Source organism: Nitrobacter hamburgensis X14 (assembly GCF_000013885.1).
In the GTDB taxonomy this organism is placed as follows: Bacteria; Pseudomonadota; Alphaproteobacteria; order Rhizobiales; family Xanthobacteraceae; genus Nitrobacter; species Nitrobacter hamburgensis.
Genome location: NC_007964.1, coordinates 3,607,501 through 3,624,716, shown reverse-complemented (window position 1 = coordinate 3,624,716; position 17,216 = coordinate 3,607,501). Strand labels below are relative to the sequence as shown.

Annotated in this window: 13 protein-coding genes; 11 read left to right on the top strand and 2 right to left on the bottom strand. The window is 59.6% G+C overall.

What is annotated here, in order from left to right; genetic code table 11:
- Positions 1–143: 143 nt before the first annotated feature.
- Positions 144–2,489, bottom strand: a complete 2,346-nt coding sequence (locus tag NHAM_RS16840) for a molybdopterin-containing oxidoreductase family protein (protein WP_011511675.1) — start codon at positions 2,487–2,489, stop codon at positions 144–146.
- A gap of 430 nt (positions 2,490–2,919) precedes the next feature.
- Between NHAM_RS16840 and NHAM_RS16835 the strand changes: the two genes are divergently transcribed.
- The 6 genes from NHAM_RS16835 (at position 2,920) to NHAM_RS16810 (ending at position 8,023) form a co-directional block, all read left to right on the top strand.
- Positions 2,920–3,348, top strand: a complete 429-nt coding sequence (locus tag NHAM_RS16835) for an RrF2 family transcriptional regulator (RefSeq protein ID WP_011511674.1) — start codon at positions 2,920–2,922, stop codon at positions 3,346–3,348.
- A gap of 563 nt (positions 3,349–3,911) precedes the next feature.
- The gene (locus tag NHAM_RS16830) at positions 3,912–4,562 is read left to right on the top strand and encodes a tetratricopeptide repeat protein (RefSeq protein ID WP_011511673.1); all 651 of its coding nucleotides are present in this window, start codon (positions 3,912–3,914) and stop codon (positions 4,560–4,562) included.
- A 312-nt stretch (positions 4,563–4,874) separates the two neighbouring features.
- A complete protein-coding gene (locus NHAM_RS16825; protein WP_011511672.1) occupies positions 4,875–5,951 on the top strand; it encodes a multicopper oxidase domain-containing protein in 1,077 nt (358 codons plus the stop codon).
- A 22-nt stretch (positions 5,952–5,973) separates the two neighbouring features.
- The gene (locus tag NHAM_RS16820) at positions 5,974–6,651 is read left to right on the top strand and encodes a c-type cytochrome (RefSeq protein ID WP_011511671.1); all 678 of its coding nucleotides are present in this window, start codon (positions 5,974–5,976) and stop codon (positions 6,649–6,651) included.
- Entirely contained in the window at positions 6,651–7,007 is a 357-nt protein-coding gene (locus NHAM_RS16815; protein ID WP_011511670.1) for a c-type cytochrome, read from the top strand. The genes NHAM_RS16820 and NHAM_RS16815 overlap by 1 nt, the downstream gene beginning before the upstream one ends.
- Positions 7,008–7,072: 65 nt before the next feature.
- Entirely contained in the window at positions 7,073–8,023 is a 951-nt protein-coding gene (locus NHAM_RS16810) for a multicopper oxidase domain-containing protein (protein WP_011511669.1), read from the top strand.
- 325 nt (positions 8,024–8,348) lie between these two features.
- Here NHAM_RS16810 and NHAM_RS16805 read toward each other — a convergent pair whose 3' ends face one another.
- The gene (locus tag NHAM_RS16805) at positions 8,349–9,260 is read right to left on the bottom strand and encodes a LysR family transcriptional regulator (protein ID WP_011511668.1); all 912 of its coding nucleotides are present in this window, start codon (positions 9,258–9,260) and stop codon (positions 8,349–8,351) included.
- A gap of 150 nt (positions 9,261–9,410) precedes the next feature.
- Here NHAM_RS16805 and NHAM_RS16800 point away from each other — a divergent pair, with 150 nt between their 5' ends.
- The 5 genes from NHAM_RS16800 (at position 9,411) to NHAM_RS16780 (ending at position 17,166) form a co-directional block, all read left to right on the top strand.
- Positions 9,411–10,568: an HlyD family secretion protein gene (locus tag NHAM_RS16800; protein WP_011511667.1), complete on the top strand. Its 1,158-nt coding sequence runs from the start codon at positions 9,411–9,413 to the stop codon at positions 10,566–10,568.
- 124 nt (positions 10,569–10,692) lie between these two features.
- Positions 10,693–12,312: an MDR family MFS transporter gene (locus NHAM_RS16795; protein WP_011511666.1), complete on the top strand. Its 1,620-nt coding sequence runs from the start codon at positions 10,693–10,695 to the stop codon at positions 12,310–12,312.
- 32 nt (positions 12,313–12,344) lie between these two features.
- Positions 12,345–12,803: a carboxymuconolactone decarboxylase family protein gene (locus NHAM_RS16790; RefSeq protein ID WP_011511665.1), complete on the top strand. Its 459-nt coding sequence runs from the start codon at positions 12,345–12,347 to the stop codon at positions 12,801–12,803.
- A 304-nt stretch (positions 12,804–13,107) separates the two neighbouring features.
- A complete protein-coding gene (locus NHAM_RS16785) occupies positions 13,108–14,955 on the top strand; it encodes a putative bifunctional diguanylate cyclase/phosphodiesterase (protein ID WP_011511664.1) in 1,848 nt (615 codons plus the stop codon).
- 417 nt (positions 14,956–15,372) lie between these two features.
- Complete coding sequence (locus NHAM_RS16780) at positions 15,373–17,166, top strand: glycoside hydrolase family 15 protein (RefSeq protein WP_011511663.1); 1,794 nt, start codon at positions 15,373–15,375, stop codon at positions 17,164–17,166.
- Positions 17,167–17,216 lie beyond the last annotated feature (50 nt).

Sequence of the window (17,216 nt, the reverse complement as noted above, 5' to 3'; positions counted from 1 at the left end):
ACCGGCAAGGCCCATTCGACCATAGCCATCGCGCGCCAACTGCACAGCGCGTTGCTGTGTTCGTCGCGCGGCAAATCAAACGCCGCCGCGACGGGAGGCTCGCTTCCCAACATGCACCGATCAATCAAGCGTACCCCGATCAATTAAACGGAAGGGGCAGCCCTTTCCAATTGGCAGGCATAGGCGCGTAAGGGAAAAGACCCGCTGATGGGATCATAAAACGCGTTACTGATCAGCTTGCTGAAATTCCGGGACATGCCGTCTGCGCCCGCTGCGTTGTCGGTCTGGTCGGCCCAGCCATATTGAGCGCAAACGACGTCTTTTTCGAGAGTGCGGTTGAACCTTGCACGCGCCCGGATAGCACCTTGGGGGGTACGGATGACGACCCAGTCATGTTCATCGATGTCGCGTGTTCTCGCCGTATCGGGATGCACCTCGATGAGCGGATCCGGCATTTTGTCACGCAGACTGGGGAGATTTCGAAACTGGCTATGGCAAAAGTAGGTCCATTTGGCCGATGTCAGTCGTAATGGGAAGTGTCTTTGCCATTCCGGGTGTTGTTCGACGCTGGCGGCGGGCGCGACATAATCCGGCAAAGCCGACTGGCCGATATCGTGCAAGGCCTGCGAATAGATTTCGACACGGCCGGTAGGGGTGGCAAAGCCATGCTGCGTGTATTTTCGATATTCGGTCGAGAGAGGAAGCGCGATGCCTTCCGGATGAGCCCGCAGCGTCTCCAGCGTCACGCGCGACGGTTCCAGCATGGACTCAATGCCTGCGTCGATATTGCCATCGAAGAATTGGTCCTTCAGACCCAGACGCTGCGCCAGCTCAAAAACAATCCACGTATCCGAGCGGGACTCGCCGCGCGCTGGTACGACCGCCGTCCGTAGTTGCAAGAGCGCGTCGGCTTCCTGGTTGACGCGAAACCCATCCGCGATTCCCTCTCGCTCCCACGCCGACGATACCGGCAACACCACGTCGGCTTCGGCGGCCATCGGGGTGAGGAACAAATCGCAGTGGACATAGAAATCAAGTTTTCGGAGCGCGCGCACGCCCTCCTCGGGGCTGGGGCGACTATGCAGAAGACTGGATCCGAAGGCCACCAGACCTTTCACCGGGTACGGCTGTTCCTCGAGAATGGCCCGATACAGCTCACGCGTCGTGATCCAGCCGCTTTTCGCCGGACCGAGGGGACGTTCCATTAATCCGAGGGTTTTGGCGGGCTGCGCGACAGGGATGAGGTTGCGACCGAATACGTTGCTCAGTTTCGGCCTGGCAAAATAGACGTTCCCTCCCGGTGCATCGATGGCGCCGGTGAGGGCATACAAAAGGCACATCGCGCGGCTGGTCTGCGTCGCATTGGTACTCTGCCCGACCCCGGACCATGCGTAGTAGGCCACCGGCCCGTGCGCGTAGAGCATTTCCGCGACGAGTCGAATCTGTTCGGCCGGAACACCCGTAATCTGCTGGGTTCTCTCCGGGGAATAGGCCCGGCACAAGCTCGCATATAATTCGAACGCCGGCCGGCAGGTGGTCCGGCCGTGCAATGTGTCGAGTTCAAACGTGCCGGCCAGGGAAAGCTGATGCGACGATGCGTCGTGTTGCGGTCCACGACCGCAGACCACGGGGCGTCCGGCCGACCCATCCCATGCCACGTAGTTGTCTGCCCTGCCGCCTTCTTTCAAATCGGATTCGACGAGATGACGTCCATTGTCGTCACGAATCAGAAACGGGCCGTTGCTCCAGGTGGAGATGAAATCACGATCGTACCATCCGCGTTCGATCATGACGCCGGCGATGCCCAATGCCAGCGCGCCATCGGTGCCCTGCCGCACGCGCAACCACTGATCGGCCTTATGCGCCAGTCCCACTTGCCGTGGATCGATGACAATGAGTTTCATGCCGCGCTTCTTCGCTTCGGCGATTGCCGAGGCTTGTGCCAGCCAGCAGTTGGTCGGGTTGAATCCCCACAACACCAGGCACCCGGTGCGTTTGAAGTCCGGCATGCCGCTATCGGCGCCAAAGGTGAAGGCGGTAGCGAAATCCTTGTGCCAGTTGCAGACATGGGCCGTCGAAACCGCGTTGGGGCTGCCGAAGCCGTTGATCAGGCGGTAGATCCACGGCATTGCGTCGCTGATGGCGGTGCCGCTGGACGTGGTGACGCTGAAGGCGACGGCCTCGGGTCCGAACTGCTTCGCCGCTTCTTTCATGCGGCTGGCGGTGAAACTCAGCGCCTCGTCCCACGAGATAGCTTGCCACCCCGGGTCCGGATCGCCCTTCGGGCGGGTTCTTTTAACGGGTGTCAACAGGCGATCCGGGCTGTTAACGAGCTCGGGTGCCGCCTTGCCCTTGATGCAGAAATTCCCGCCGGTCGGATGGTCCGGATCCGGCTCGACCTTGGTCAGGACACCATTTTCGACTGTGGAAATGCACCCGCAATGCGAGATGCACAGTGCGCAATATCCGCGGATTCGTTGCAGAGTCATAGGGAGCCGTCCGTATAGATAATCCCGGAGGAAAAAGCAGAGGCCTTTGTCGAGGCGATCCAGTCGTCGGTGCCAGGCAACACGGGAGGGATACCCTTCCTCGCAGGAGAGCCGGTTCTGTCGATCACAACATCATGAATTTCACAGGAGACCGACTGGACTTACCCTCGAACAGGATTGCGATCGCTGTCCAGACCTGCCTGCGTGGAACTGGTATGCGTCGCCGCAGGCGTTTCCACAATGAAGACGACGTCATGACGGTTCATCACGGCACGCGCTCTGCCGGATAGCGGTCCGGACCCCGATGCATGGCTCGACCGCATGGACACTTGCTAAAGACACCAGACAAGCACATCTTTCCTCAGACGAGTTCATCCTTCCTCGACCTGCTCACATCTTGGCCACGCGACTTGCCGGCGGCGGAACTCCAATGCGATTGACAAGTTTTTTCGACTACACGCTTCGCTTGCTGATGTATGCGGCCACGCACAGTGATCGGTTGATCACGATCGAAGAGACCGCGGGCGTTTACGGCATCTCGCGTACCCATCTCATGAAAGTCGCAAATCAGCTCACGCGCGCGGGCTATCTCAAAGCCGTGCGTGGCAGGTCGGGCGGGCTTGCGCTTGCCAAGCGGCCGAACCGGATCAAGCTCGGTGATGTTTTGTGCGCGACCGAGCCGGATTTCGCGCTAGTGGAATGCTTTTCAGCGAACAACCACTGTCCGATCTCGTCAAGCTGTCGCCTGCGCGCACCATTGAGGGAAGCGCTGGCTGCGTTCACAGCGACGCTTGATCGTTATACCCTCGCCGATCTTATCCTCAGTCCGAAAGACTTCGGGATCCCGCCTGCCGCATGATGAGCCCGTGATCCGGCGTTGCCGCAGGATATATCGACAAACAGCAACAGCATGACGGCTTGGCTCACAGCTTGGTTGAGGCTGCGGTGCAGAGCGATGTTTTCAGACTTGAAATCCTGTCGAATGCCGCGCGGATCGCCGCGCATCGTTGCTTTCGCGTGATGCGGTTGCGCAAGGACGCTTCCGGTTGAAGCGTGAGACGCGCCTGCATTCGATCAGTCGATGTCATCGCGTGGTCGCTTCGGCGCTGTGTCCATCACGCAGCAGCTCGAAAAAGCCTACCTCAAACTAGAGCCTTTCCGCTTCTGATGGAATCAGAAGCGAGGCTCTATGATTTTGATTTGACGCGTTTTCTTCACGCGAACCGGTACCCACTTCGCTCGAAAACGCTCTAAGAATAACGATAGCGTTGGGGTTCGGGTCCTGTTGTCGGCACGGCACTCCTGCACAGGAATTTTGCTTTCACCGATTTTGGGTCTATACAAAACATATATTTATAGTACATGTTTGCGCCGCGTTGCACGAGAACTCAGAAAACTTGATCTATCCGCGGCGTCGGGGGCATGAGGGAAGCACTTATCAATCAAAAGCAGCCTTCAAGGGGCTGGTTAAGGCTGTACATCGCTTCCTCCGTCGCCGGAGTTGCGATCGGTATAGCCGTCGCGGTTTGGTTCACGCATGTGTCGCCGCTCACCACGCACCATGTCACCGTTCCGCTGAATAGCGCGGCCACTACAGCGCCGGTGCCGCTCGAAGGTTTGTTCGATTTGCCGAAGCTTGTAGCTGCGACGGATGCGAGCCGGCCCTGGGCGATCGTAGGTGGTGCATTGCTGCAGGTCGGTCTTGCCCGTTTCAGTGTTCCGATGCTCGAGCGGGCGATTGAGAATGACCCGGACAATAGCGTGCTTCATGTTGCCTTGGGGGAAGCGCTCACGCTGGCGGGTAGCGGTCTGATTTCAGATCGCGCCAAGGCGGAATTCGAATTCGCGCTCCGGGCCGACCCCAACGATCTGGTCGCACGATTCTATATGGGGCAGTGGCTGCTGCAAAACGGCAAGCCAAAGCCGGCCTTGGTCAAATGGGTGGGCTTGATGCGCACGGTGGGAAGCGATCAGACCTGGAATGACCGGCTATGGACGGTGATGCCGATAGCGGCGCAGGAGGTCGGCATCAACCAGCTTGCGCTGCAAGCTCTCTGTGTCGCGGGGATGTAATCGTGTTGCATGGTGAGGCATCATCGCTCAATTTCGGCGCAAATTGTTCGAGAAACCCAGGCGGAATTGATGTCGTGATGGATTTTTTATCGTCAGCGATTTCGGTGATAAAGATGTATTTTAGATATTGCTTTATGGCTCCGAAGATGGCACGAAGCGATTGTTGTCAGTTTGCGGGTAGGGGCTTCCGCTCATGATCATCAGGACCGTTCAGCACTTTCGGCGCCAGCACAATTGGACGCCCGACGGATAAGCGGGCCGCCTGTTTCGAATCGCGCTTGATAGCGGCTTATCATAAATCATCAATCTGAAATGCATGTTATTCCCATGATCCTGCAACGCTGTGCGCTGCGCGCACCTCTCGTCGCCTCCATCTTCGCCGCAAGTGCCGCATTATGCGTCGCCAGTCCGCCCACGGCATCCGCGGAGACCCGTCATTTCTCGATGACCGTCGAGGACACGATCCTCAAGCTGGTCGACAAACAGACCTTCCACACCTTCTCCTTTAACAACCAGACGCCTGGCCCGCTGATCCATGTGCAGGAGGGCGATGATGTCGAGATCGAAGTCGAAAACAACACGACGCTGCCGCACACGATTCATTGGCACGGCATGTTTCAACGCGGCACCTGGAAAAACGACGGCGTTCCCGACACGACGCAGCCGGCGATTCCGCCCGGCGAGACCTTTACCTATCGCTTCAAGGCCGAGCCGTCCGGCACCATGTGGTACCACTGTCATGTCAACGTCAACGAGCATGTCGCCATGCGCGGCATGTGGGGTCCGTTGATCGTCGATCCGAAGGATCCGCCGCCGGTCGAAAAGGAAGTCACCAAAGATTACATCATGATGTTCTCCAGTTGGTCTTCTGCCTGGGCCAAGAAGCCCGGCTATGGCGGCATCCCCGGTGACGTGCAGGATTTCTTCACCATCAACGGCAAGGCTTATCCCGACACCCAGCCATTGCGGATCAAGGAGGGCGATGTCGTTCGCATCCGCCTGATCGGCGCCGGTGACGAAATGCATTCCGTCCACATCCACGGCCATGACTTCGAGGTCTATGCCAAGGATGGCCGGCCGCTCGCTAATCCTTACCTCGCCGACACAATCCTGTTCGGACCAGGTGAGCGCTACGACCTGATTCTGCGCGCCGACAATCCCGGCATCTGGATGGTGCACGATCACATCGACAGGCACACGGTGAACGGCACGTCGCCGATGGGCGGCATGATGACCACCATCGAATACGAGGAAATCCCGGTGAAGGAGCAGGCTTTCTATAAATGGAAAAACAAAGAGTTCGTGCCCGATTTTTATTATGAAGAATCGATGAAAAAGCCGTTCGGCATGTACGAGAGCCCTGCCCTCAAGGGCGATCCCGCGCCCTAATGCCATCGAAAGGAGAATAGATATGAAAGGGCTTTTACTCGCCGTCGCGGGCTTGACCGCGGCATTCCTGAGCAGCGCCAGCGCTGCGGACAAGCTGGACCCGAGCTGCGGCGGTTGTCACGCACTGGTCAAGCCGACCGACACGTCGCTGGATCGGCTGCTGACCCGTAAGGGGCCCGACCTTTGGTACGCCGGCAGCAAGTTCAACAAGGACTGGCTGGTCTCCTGGTTGCAGGATCCCAAACCCATTCGTCCTGCCGGCTATCCGTATTTCAAGAACATCAAGAAGGGCGACAAACATGATGAGATCGATCAGTCCAAGATCGCCGCTCATCCGAAGCTGAAAAAGGCGGATGCCGAAGCGGCCGCTGCGGCGTTGATGGATTTGAAAGCCCCCCCCGACCTCGTTCCGGCAGGCGCCTTCAAGGGCGATATGAAGGGTGCGCGCATGGGTGCGCTCGCGTTCGTCAAGTTTCGTGGCTGTGCCGCGTGCCATCAGGGCGAGAAAGGCGAAGGTGGCCTTTCCGGACCGCGATTGACCGATGCAGGAGTGCGGCTGCAGCCAGATTTCATCGCCGCTTACACGGCCGATCCGCAGCGTTTCGATCCGCATATCTGGATGCCGACGTCGAACTTGAAGGATAAGGATATCCAGCGGCTGACCGCGTTTCTGGTGGAACTGAGCCAGGGAGACAAGTGATGAAAACGCAAATGGTGGCGGCTATGGCCGGTCTGGTCGTGTTGCTCGCGTCATCGACAAGCCAGGCCGACCAGTCGATCGAGCAGATCTACGGTGTCTATTGCGTGCAGTGTCACGGCCTCCAGCGCAACGGCACCGGCATCAACGTGCCCGCGCTTTCGGTGAAGCCGCGCGATCACACCGATGCCAAGAGTATGGGCGACACTTCCGATGACGAACTGGTCAAAGCCATCACAGAAGGGGGGTTAGCCGTCAACAAGTCGGTGCTGATGCCGACTTGGGGTCACGTCCTGTCGAAAGACCAGATCAACGGTCTGGCCAAGTATCTGAGGCAGGTCTGCAAATGCGGGAAATGAATCCAACAAGAAAGTTATATCAAACCATGAAGCGGAGAGCGATTGTGAAGGGGAGATCGATTTCGATGACGACTGCAGGTTTGAGGAAGAGCGCGATAACGGGGGGCATCGCGACCGCTCTGATTCTGGCCGGCGCCGCGATCACCGCGGCCCAGGCCAAGACCGTCAAGGTCGAACTGACGGCCAAAGAGGTCACTGTGCCGGTTGATAACGAGGGCCACACAATGGCGGCCTGGACCTACAACGGCCACGTTCCCGGCCCGTTGATCCGGGCGACCGAAGGCGACACGATCGAATTCACATTGAAGAACGATGCAGCCAACAAGAAATCGCATTCTATCGATATGCACTCCGCGAGCGCCGATGTTCTGACGGAGTTTGCATCGATCAAACCCGGCGAGACCAAGACCTTCTCATACGTTCCCGAGCACGCCGGCGTGTTCTTCTATCATTGCGGTTCTGATCCAATGATCCAGCACATTGCCCGCGGTATGATCGGGGCTGTCATCATCGATCCCAAGGATCCCAATGCGATGCCCAAGGCAGATCGCGAATACGTCCTGATCGAGCATCAGATCTTCGAGAACCCCGAAGACGTCGATAGCATGATGGCGAACAAGTGGAAGCGCGATGCCTTCAACGCCGTTCCGTTCCAGTATGACCCGGTGCATGACGAACACGCCACGCAGACTCTTGAGGCCAAACCCGGTGAGCGTGTGCGCATCTATATGGTCAATGCCGGTCCCAACGAGTTTTCCGGGTTTCATCCGATCGCAGGTATCTGGGACAGGATCTATCCGTCCGGTAACCCGAAGAACGTGATGGTGGGGATGCAGAATTACACCCTGGCGCCGGGCGACGCCGCGACGTTCGACCTCATCTCGCCGAAGGAAGGCGCCTATGCGTTGGTGAACCATTCCATGCGCGCCGCGCTTTCCGGCGCGATCGCGATCATTATGTTTAGTGAGAAAGCCGATCCCACGATGGGGCATGGGGACAAGATTCTGGTACGCTGACGCCAGGCTCGACGTGGAGCGTCGCTGACGCTCCACGTCAAAAATCGAAGGATTGAAGCCGTCAATGCCACGAGCTTGGTCGTGGGCTATCCAGGATGGATATAGACGATCCCGATGATGAGGTTGGGGTCGCCCAGATCTGCTGCAGGAAAGCCTGCAGCGGGGCAGCTGGCGTTGCCGGCTATAGCGTTTTCGAGCGAAGCATGTCCTCGCGCTTGACCCGAGGATGGATGCCGGTTCGCATAAAGAAAGCGCGTCAAAACAAATCGTCAAAACAAATCATGGAGCCCCGTTACTGATTCCATCAGAAGCGGGAAAACTCCAGTCAAGCGTTGGGATTCATCAGCCGCTGATGATCGGCGCTGTGCTGCGCCAGCAGATCGATAAACATTCGCACTTTCGCCGACAGGTGATGGCGATGCGGATAAACCACGTTCATGGCGAATTCGACGGGTGTGTAGTCCGGCAGCAGCGGCACCAGGCGCCCCGAGGGGAGATCGTCCGTGACCAGGAATCCCGCCGCCAGAAAAACGCCGACGCCACGCAAGGCTGCGGCGCGAAGCGTTTCGCCGCTGTTCGTGATAAGGTTTCCGGAGACCCGAACCGAGACCGTCTTGCCGGTGGTGTCGGTAAAGTGCCAGTCGTTTTCATAAGGGTAGAGCGCATGGCGAAGGCAGTTGTGCCCGGCGAGATCGGCTAGTTGCAGCAACGGTCCATGCTCCGTCAGATACTCCGGCGAGCAGCAGAGCACGTGCCGCCAGGTCGCGAGGCTGCGTACAATCAGGCTGGAGTCCGGCGGCGGAGTCAGGCGGACTGAAAGATCGAAGCCTTCGGCGATGACATCGACGGCGTGTTCGGCGATCGTCAGATTGGCCGTCACATCCGGATACGATTTCAGATAATCCGCAAGAATGGGCGCGACGAATTGCACGATATGAGTGGCGCAATGGATACGGAGCGTGCCCCGCGGCTTCGTCTGCAAAGCGCCTGCGATGTCGTCGGCCTGTTCGATGTCGGCGAGAATCTGCACGCAGCGCTCGTAATAGGTTTTCCCGACCTCGGTCAGGCTGACCTTGCGCGTGGTGCGGTTGAAGAGTCGAACGCCGAGACGGTCCTCGAGCGCCTGAATGTGGTTGCTGACCATGGTCGTCGACATGTTCAGCCGCCGTCCGGCGGCCGAGAAGCCTCCGGTTTCCACCACCCGTACGAACGCGGTCAGTCCGGTCAGCCGGTCCACCAGAACCTCCGATTATCCCGTTTCGGTGGACAATCATTTCCTTTCTTGGCGGATTATCCAAGGCGCAACTGAGGTGCATCTTCCGTGGCATCGCGATGGCGAAGGTTCGGTGATCGAACGGCCATCGCCTAAGGCTCAGGAGATCGAGCGATGACCGCCATATCGTATGTTGTTGATTTACCGGCAAAAACCACGCTCCGGCTATCCCGGCAGGCGATCAGGCGGGCAGCCCTGGCCGTCGCCGCCGCCGTGGGGGTCGCCGGTATCGTTCATTTCGGGTACGATTACTGGACCGTCGGGCGCTATCTCGAATCCACCGACGACGCCTATGTCAAGGCAGACTCGACGATCATCGCGCCGAAAGTATCAGGCTACATCGACAGGGTGCTGGTCAGCGACAATCAGCCGGTGAAGGCCGGGCAGGTTCTCGCCCGGATCGACGATCGCGATTTCAGGACTGCGCTGGATCAGGCCCACGCCGATGTCGTAGCCGCGGAGGCGGCGGTCAGTAACCTCGATGCCCAGATCGCGCTTCAGCAGCCGATGATCGCGCAGCAGACGGCGGATGTCGCCGCGGCGGAAGCGGGTTTGAAATTCGCGAGCGAAGAGCAGGCTCGCTATGACGGCCTGATGAAAACCGGCTCGGGCACCGTTCAGCGGGCCCAGCAGACCGATGCAGCGCTTCACGAAAAGACCGCTCAACTGCAACATGGTCAATCCGCACTGCTGGCGGCGCATAAAAAAGTCGATGTGCTCACGACCGAGCGCAGCAAGGCCGTGGCGCAGGTCGCTCGCGCCCATGCGGTCGAGCGGCAGATGGCGCTCAATCTGTCCTATACGACCATCACCGCGCCGGTCGACGGCACGGTCGGCGCGCGCGCCTTGCGGGTCGGACAATACGTGACGGCCGGCACGCCGTTGATGGCGGTGGTGCCGCTCGATGCGGTCTATATCGTCGCCAATTTCAAGGAGACGCAACTGACGCATGTCCGTCAGGGCCAGCCGGTCGACGTGCGCATCGACAGCTTCCATGATGTCCGCCTGAAGGGGCATGTCGACAGCCTGTCGCCAGCCAGCGGCCTCGAATTCGCACTGCTGCCGCCCGACAACGCCACCGGCAACTTCACCAAGATCGTGCAGCGCGTGCCGGTGAAGATCGTGCTCGACGATCATCGCCTCGCCGGGCTGCTGCGTCCGGGCATGTCGGCGGAGCCGACGGTGAACACCAAGTCGGAAGCTGTCGCCGCACATGGTCCGGATAGCATCGCCAGACACCTTGTCGCCAATCCGGAGCAGCCGGGATCCTGAGCCCTCGGATGCCCCCCGCCCGGTGGGGCTTTATCCAGCCTCGCCGGACAGTCATTCCACCGCTTCACCGATTATCGATCCATCCGTTCCGATGCATTCTGCGCGTGAGCAGGAGGAACAGGCCATGGCTGCGATCCCGATCATTTCCTTGCCCGCCGCACTCCGCAGCACGCCTGCGGCACGCTCCTCTCAGGCGCCGTCGGCGCCGTCGTTCAGAACCTGGATCGCAGTGTTCGGCGCGACGCTCGGCGCCTTCATGGCGGTGCTGAACATTCAGATCGTCAACGCGTCGCTGGCCGACATTCAGGGCGCGATCGGCGCCGGCATCGACGACGGCGGCTGGATTTCGACCTCTTATCTGATCGCGGAGATCGTCGTCATTCCACTGAGCGGCTGGCTGGCGCAGGTCTTTTCCGTTCGCGTCTACCTGCTGACCAATGCCGTCCTGTTCCTGGTGCTGTCCGTGGCGTGCGCCTTCGCGCAAACCCTGCCGCAGATGATCGTGCTGCGCGCGATCCAGGGGTTCACCGGCGGCGTGCTGATCCCGATGGCCTTCACATTGATCATCACGCTGCTGCCGAAGGTGAAGCAGCCGATCGGGCTGGCGCTGTTCGCGCTGTCGGCGACCTTTGCGCCGGCGATCGGCCCGACGATCGGCGGCTATCTCACCGAGAACTGGGGCTGGCAGTTCATTTTCTACGTCAACCTCGTTCCCGGTCTGTTGATGCTGGGCATGCTCTGGTTCTCGCTGGATCGCAAGCCGATGCAACTGTCGTTGCTGCGTCAGGGTGATTGGGCCGGCATCGTGACCATGGCTGTCGGCCTTGGCGCGCTGCAAACGGTGCTCGAAGAAGGCAACAAGGACGACTGGTTCGGTTCGCCTTTCATCCTCCGGCTGTCGGTGATCGCCGCGATCTCGTTGTCGCTGTTCCTGTGGATCGAACTGACGGGCGACAAACCGCTCTTGAACCTTCGCCTGCTGTTCCGTCGCAACTTCGGCTTCGGCATTCTCGCCAATTTCCTTCTGGGCGTTGCGCTCTACGGATCGGTCTTCATCCTGCCGGTTTATCTGTCCCGCATTCAGGGCTACAATGCCGAGCAGATCGGAATGGTGCTGGCCTGGACCGGCCTGCCGCAATTGCTGCTGATTCCGCTGGTGCCGCGATTGATGAAGCGCTTCGATCCCCGTCTCCTGATCGGGGTCGGCTTCGCACTGTTTGCAGCGAGCAACTTCATGAACATCGACATGACGGCGGACTATGCCTCCGATCAACTGCTGTGGCCCAACGTGGTTCGCGCGGTCGGGCAGGCGTTGATCCTGACGCCGCTGTCGGTGGTCGCCACCGCAGGCATCGAGACGGAAAACGCCGGCTCGGCTTCCGGTCTGTTCAATATGATGCGCAATCTGGGCGGCGCCGTCGGCATCGCGATCCTGCAAACGTTCTTGACCAAGCGCGAGCAGTTTCACTCCAACGTGTTGATGCAGTCGGTCTCGACTTTGGAACAGGCGACGCGGACCCGGATTGAGCTGTTGACCAACTACTTCATGAACCACGGTGTCGCCGATCCAGCGGCCGCTTCACATCAGGCCGTGGTCGCCATCGGTCGCGTCGTGCAGAAGCAGGCTTATGTAATGGCATTCAGCGATACCTTTTTTCTGCTCGGAGCGGCGCTGATCGTCGCGCTTGCCGCATCGCTTTTGCTGAGGAAGCCCGCCCATCCCGATGCGGGCGGCGCGCACTAGAGTCGCATTGTTTCAACCAGAGGAGAACGATCATGAAAGCCAGATTGAATCCGTATCAAGCCGCGCCTCAGACCATGAAGGCGCTTCAGGCGCTCGAGACGCAGCTTCAGGCCAGCGGGCTCGAGAAGCCGCTGATCGAACTGGTCAAGACCCGGGCGTCACAGATCAACGGTTGTGCGTTTTGCATCGACATGCACACCCAGGACGCACGCAAGCAGGGCGAGACCGAACAACGGCTCTATCTGCTCAACGCCTGGCGCGAGTCGCCGCTCTACACGGATCGCGAGCGCGCGGCACTGGCCTGGACCGAGGCTGTGACGCTGGTGTCGGAAACCCATGTGCCGGACGACGTTTACGACGACGTTCGCCGTCACTTCTCCGAAGCCGAAACGGTCAATCTGACCATGCTGGTCGCGGCGATCAACGCGTGGAATCGCATTGCCATCAGTTTCCGGTCCATTCATCCGGTCAAGGCCGCTCACGCCGCATGATGTGTTGAGGAGCGCGGCGCCGAGCGCCCCGGCAGCGGAACGGTGGATGGTGATATATCCGGCGTCGCGTTCAGGTATTGGTAACAATAATCCGGAATCGAACGGGCGTCGCGGCGCCCGGTGTGGAAAGTACGGCCATGTTTGCGCGTCCGATTTAACCAAACCTACAACGTGCTGGAGCTACCGTTCCTCTTTGCAGGGCAGACGGCGTCGCAGTGTGACCGCGACGAGTTGTTTGCTGTCCGCAAGAGCCTGAAAGTCCGGAAATTTCCCCTTTCAGAACGTGGTGAAGGTTGGGAAGTTCATGTCCGGTGTCCTTGAGCGAAGCGAAATTTCTGTTGTCGCGAGCGAGGGCCGACCGGTAACACCGGATGGTTCGCAAACCGATCGAAAAGGCGCCCGTTTCGACGACAGCGTATCCTCGCGGCTGAATTTCTTGAGCGAAGTCGTCAGGTCGCTTCCGGCAGGGGTGACGGTTCAGGACGAGCAGGGAAATTTCGTTCTCGTGAATGCCGCCGCCGCGGCGCAGTTCAACGTGCCGGCACGTGACATGGTCGGAACGTCAGGCGCACCGTTTCGCTCAAGAGAATTGAACGATCGCAGGCATCTTGCTCGCGGGGTACTGCAATCGGGCGGGACCAGGATATCCGAAGAACTCATTCGGACGGATCATGCGACAACGGTCTATCTCACCACGCATGAGCCCGTCCTGATTTCGAACAGAAAGCTTGTGCTGTCGAGTTCGGTCGATATCAGTCAACAAAAGGCCATCGAGGAGGAGCTTTTTCGTTGTGCATACTATGACGAGTTGACGGGTTTGCCGACCCGGCGGGTCATCGAGCAGCATGCCAACAGTCTGATCCGTGAGGGAGGATATCCGGTCCGATTTGCCGTGGCATTTCTCGATATCGACAATTTCAAGCACATCAACGACTACTACGGCCATGCATCCGGCGACGAGCTCCTCATCGAGGTTGCCAGACGCCTGGGTGTCGGACTGCGCACCACCGATATGTTGTCCCGGATCAGCGGCGACGAGTTCCTGCTGCTGCTGAACCCGGTCGAGAGCGACGCCGAGGTCGCCGAATACATCGAATTCCTGTTGCAGCGGCTGAAGGCGCCGTTTTTCATTGACGGATCGGAGCTGTTTGCGTCCGCATCGATCGGGGTGAGCATTTATCCGGATCACGGCGGCAGTTACGAGGTGCTGCGCCAGAACGCCGACACCGCGATGTATCGCATCAAGAACGAAACCAAGGGCGCGGCCGCCATTTTCGATTCCGGAATGCAGCGCGAGGCGCTGGCCCGGATGGAAATCGAACAGTCGCTGCGGCTTGCGATTCTCGACAAACGTTTCTGTTGTGCCTTCCAGCCCAAGGTCGACATCAGGACCCAGCAAATAAAAGGCATCGAGGCGCTGGTCCGGTTGCGCGATGACGAAGGTATTATTCAGGCGCCTGGAACGTTCATCGATCTCGCAGTCGAACTCGGGCTGATCGACGAACTGACGCATCTGGTGCTGGCCGAGATCATGAGGTCCATCGATCTCATCGATGATACTTTCGGCACTGGCGTCGGCATCAGCATCAACGTTGCCGCCAAGCAGGCCGGCAATGTGGCATTCATGACATCCTTTGCACGGGCGCTCGAGAAGACCGGCTGTCCGACGCGGTTCATCGTCGAGGTCACGGAAGACGCGTTCGTGGCGAAAGCCCGTTTCCAGGCGGAAATCCTCCCGATCCTGCGAAGGCTCGGCGTCGGAATCTCGATCGACGACTTCGGAAGCGGGTATTCGTCCCTGTCGGCTCTCGCCGATATCACGGCCGATGAAATCAAGATCGATCGGTCGTTCATCGTCGATATCCACAAGCGCCCGCGCAGCCAGGGCATCCTGAAGGCGATCGAATCGCTCAGCGAGGCCTTGGGAATGACGGTGATCGCGGAGGGTGTCGAGACGTTCGAGGAACTGGCTTATTTGCAGGCCGCGACCCGGATCAAATACGCGCAGGGCTTCTATTTCTCCGAGCCTGTCTTCCTCGAAGAACACCAACCGGGCAGCCGGGCGGTCAGCGACAACCGCACGAGTTCGATCAATCGGCCCGTGCAGGAAAGTCGTCCGGCATATTCCCGCGCCAACGGCTACGGCCGCTAGAGCATGATCCCAAAAAGTGGAAACCGGTTTTCGGATAAGATCATGCTCAATCAAAAGGATAAAGCTAGAGTCTGATTCAACGCAGTTGAATCAGACTCTAGAGTGCTTTCGAGCAAAGCATGTCCTCGGGCTTGATCCGAGGATGGATACCGGTTCGCGTGAAGAAAAGGCTTTCGGTCAATAGCTTGCGCGTATTCTGATCGCAAAACCGATATCCGCTTTTGCGGAATACGCACGTGTTTCATACTTGGACAGGCGCGGATCGCGATGCTCCGTCGGCAACGCCGACCGGCCCATTTCCATTCACACGAAATTGTTTCCCAAATAAAATTGACTTCGCGGGATGGCCAACAGCCCGCCGATGGATAAGATGAATAACACTGGCCATTCTTCCAGCTTGTCCCGCCGAGTCCGCCATTGCCCAGCAATATTGAAGACTACGGAATCATCGGTGATGGCGAGACTGTCGCGCTCGTCGATCGCACGGGCTCGCTCGATTGGCTCTGCTGGCCGAACTTCGATTCCGATGCCTGCTTTGCAGCCCTTCTGGGCGATGAGCGCCATGGCCATTGGCAGATCGCTCCCGCGGACGAGATCGAGCGCTCGACCCGCGGCTATCGCGGAGACGGCCTCATCCTCGAGACCCGGTTCGAAACCGCCGATGGCGCCGTGACCCTGATCGATTTCATGCCGCCGCGCGGTACGGCGTCCGACGTCGTCCGTCTTGTTCGGTGCGACCGCGGCCGTGTGAAAATGCACATGGATATGGCGATCCGGTTTGGCTTCGGGAAGGACATCCCATGGGTCCGCCGCACGGAGGACAGGGCGCTGCTCGCCGTTTGCGGACCGGACATGCTGGTGTTGCGCACGCCCATCGAAACTCGCGGCAAGGATATGACGACGGTTGCCGACTTCGAGGTGAGCGCCGGGCAGATGATTCCGTTCGTCATGACCTACGGCGCGTCGCACCTTGGCATTCCGAGGCCGATCGAAGCCGCCGCCGCTCTGAAGGAGACGGAGGCATTCTGGCAGGATTGGTGCGGAAAGTGCGAATATGACGGGCCGTATCGCGATCTCGCGATGCGCTCGCTGGTCGTCCTGAAGGCGATGATCTACGCGCCCTCGGGCGGCATCGTCGCCGCGCCGACGACCTCGCTTCCGGAAAAGCTCGGCGGCGCGCGCAACTGGGACTACCGGTTCTGCTGGCTGCGCGACGCGACGTTCACGCTGCTGGCGCTGATGAACGGCGGTTATTACGACGAGGCCTCGGACTGGCACGGCTGGCTGCTGCGCTCCGTCGCGGGCTCGCCCGCCGACATGCAGATCATGTACGGCATTCTCGGGCAGCGTCGGCTGACGGAGTGGGAGGCCGACTGGCTGCCCGGCTACGAAGGTGCGCGTCCGGTCAGGATCGGCAACGCGGCGCATGCCCAGTCGCAACTCGACGTCTACGGCGAGTTGATGGACGTGTTTCACCAGTCGAGGGAGGCGAACCTCAAGCTGAGCGAGGCGACCTGGGCGCTGGAATGCACGCTGCTCGAGCATCTCGCCGGGATATGGAATGAGCCGGATGCCGGCATCTGGGAGATCAGGGGGCCGGGCAGACATTACGTGTCGTCGAAGGTGCTGGTCTGGGTGGCGTTCGATCGCGGCGTCAAGAGTGTGGAACATTTCGGCTTCGATGCGCCGGTCGAGCGCTGGCGCGAACTGCGCGATACCATCCATCGCGACGTCTGCGAGAAGGGCTTCGATCGCGAGCAAAACACTTTCGTTGAATCCTACGGCTCAAAGGTGCTCGACGCCAGCACGCTTCTTATTCCGTCGGTCGGCTTCCTGCCGGCGTCCGATCCGCGCGTGGCCGGAACGCTGGCGGCGGTCGAGAAACATCTGATGCCGGGCGGTTTCGTGCTCCGGCACGATCCGCGCGCGGCATCGGACGAACAGCCGCCGATCGAGGGAGCCTTTCTGGCCTGCACGCTCTGGCTCGCCGATGCCTATGTGCTGAGCGGTGATATCGAACGCGCCAAGGTGCTGCTTCAGCGGGTCGCCGCGGTGGCGAACGATCTCGGTTTACTGTCGGAGGAATACGATACGGTTGCCCGTCGCCTGACCGGCAATTTTCCGCAGGCGCTGACGCACATTGCGCTCCTCAACACGATCCACAATCTCAACGCGGCGCGAAAACCCGCGATGCAGCGGTCGAAAACATAGAGCTTTCCGCTTTTCTTGACGCGAACCGGTTCGCTCGAAGACGCGATAGC

Bases quoted from the DNA above. Each gene is read 5' to 3' on its own strand.
- NHAM_RS16840 (WP_011511675.1), bottom strand. From the start codon at position 2,489: ATGACTCTGCAACGAATCCGCGGATATTGCGCACTGTGCATCTCGCAT.
- NHAM_RS16835 (WP_011511674.1), top strand. From the start codon at position 2,920: ATGCGATTGACAAGTTTTTTCGACTACACGCTTCGCTTGCTGATGTAT.
- NHAM_RS16830 (WP_011511673.1), top strand. From the start codon at position 3,912: ATGAGGGAAGCACTTATCAATCAAAAGCAGCCTTCAAGGGGCTGGTTA.
- NHAM_RS16825 (WP_011511672.1), top strand. From the start codon at position 4,875: ATGCATGTTATTCCCATGATCCTGCAACGCTGTGCGCTGCGCGCACCT.
- NHAM_RS16820 (WP_011511671.1), top strand. From the start codon at position 5,974: ATGAAAGGGCTTTTACTCGCCGTCGCGGGCTTGACCGCGGCATTCCTG.
- NHAM_RS16815 (WP_011511670.1), top strand. From the start codon at position 6,651: ATGAAAACGCAAATGGTGGCGGCTATGGCCGGTCTGGTCGTGTTGCTC.
- NHAM_RS16810 (WP_011511669.1), top strand. From the start codon at position 7,073: ATGACGACTGCAGGTTTGAGGAAGAGCGCGATAACGGGGGGCATCGCG.
- NHAM_RS16800 (WP_011511667.1), top strand. From the start codon at position 9,411: ATGACCGCCATATCGTATGTTGTTGATTTACCGGCAAAAACCACGCTC.
- NHAM_RS16795 (WP_011511666.1), top strand. From the start codon at position 10,693: ATGGCTGCGATCCCGATCATTTCCTTGCCCGCCGCACTCCGCAGCACG.
- NHAM_RS16790 (WP_011511665.1), top strand. From the start codon at position 12,345: ATGAAAGCCAGATTGAATCCGTATCAAGCCGCGCCTCAGACCATGAAG.
- NHAM_RS16785 (WP_011511664.1), top strand. From the start codon at position 13,108: ATGTCCGGTGTCCTTGAGCGAAGCGAAATTTCTGTTGTCGCGAGCGAG.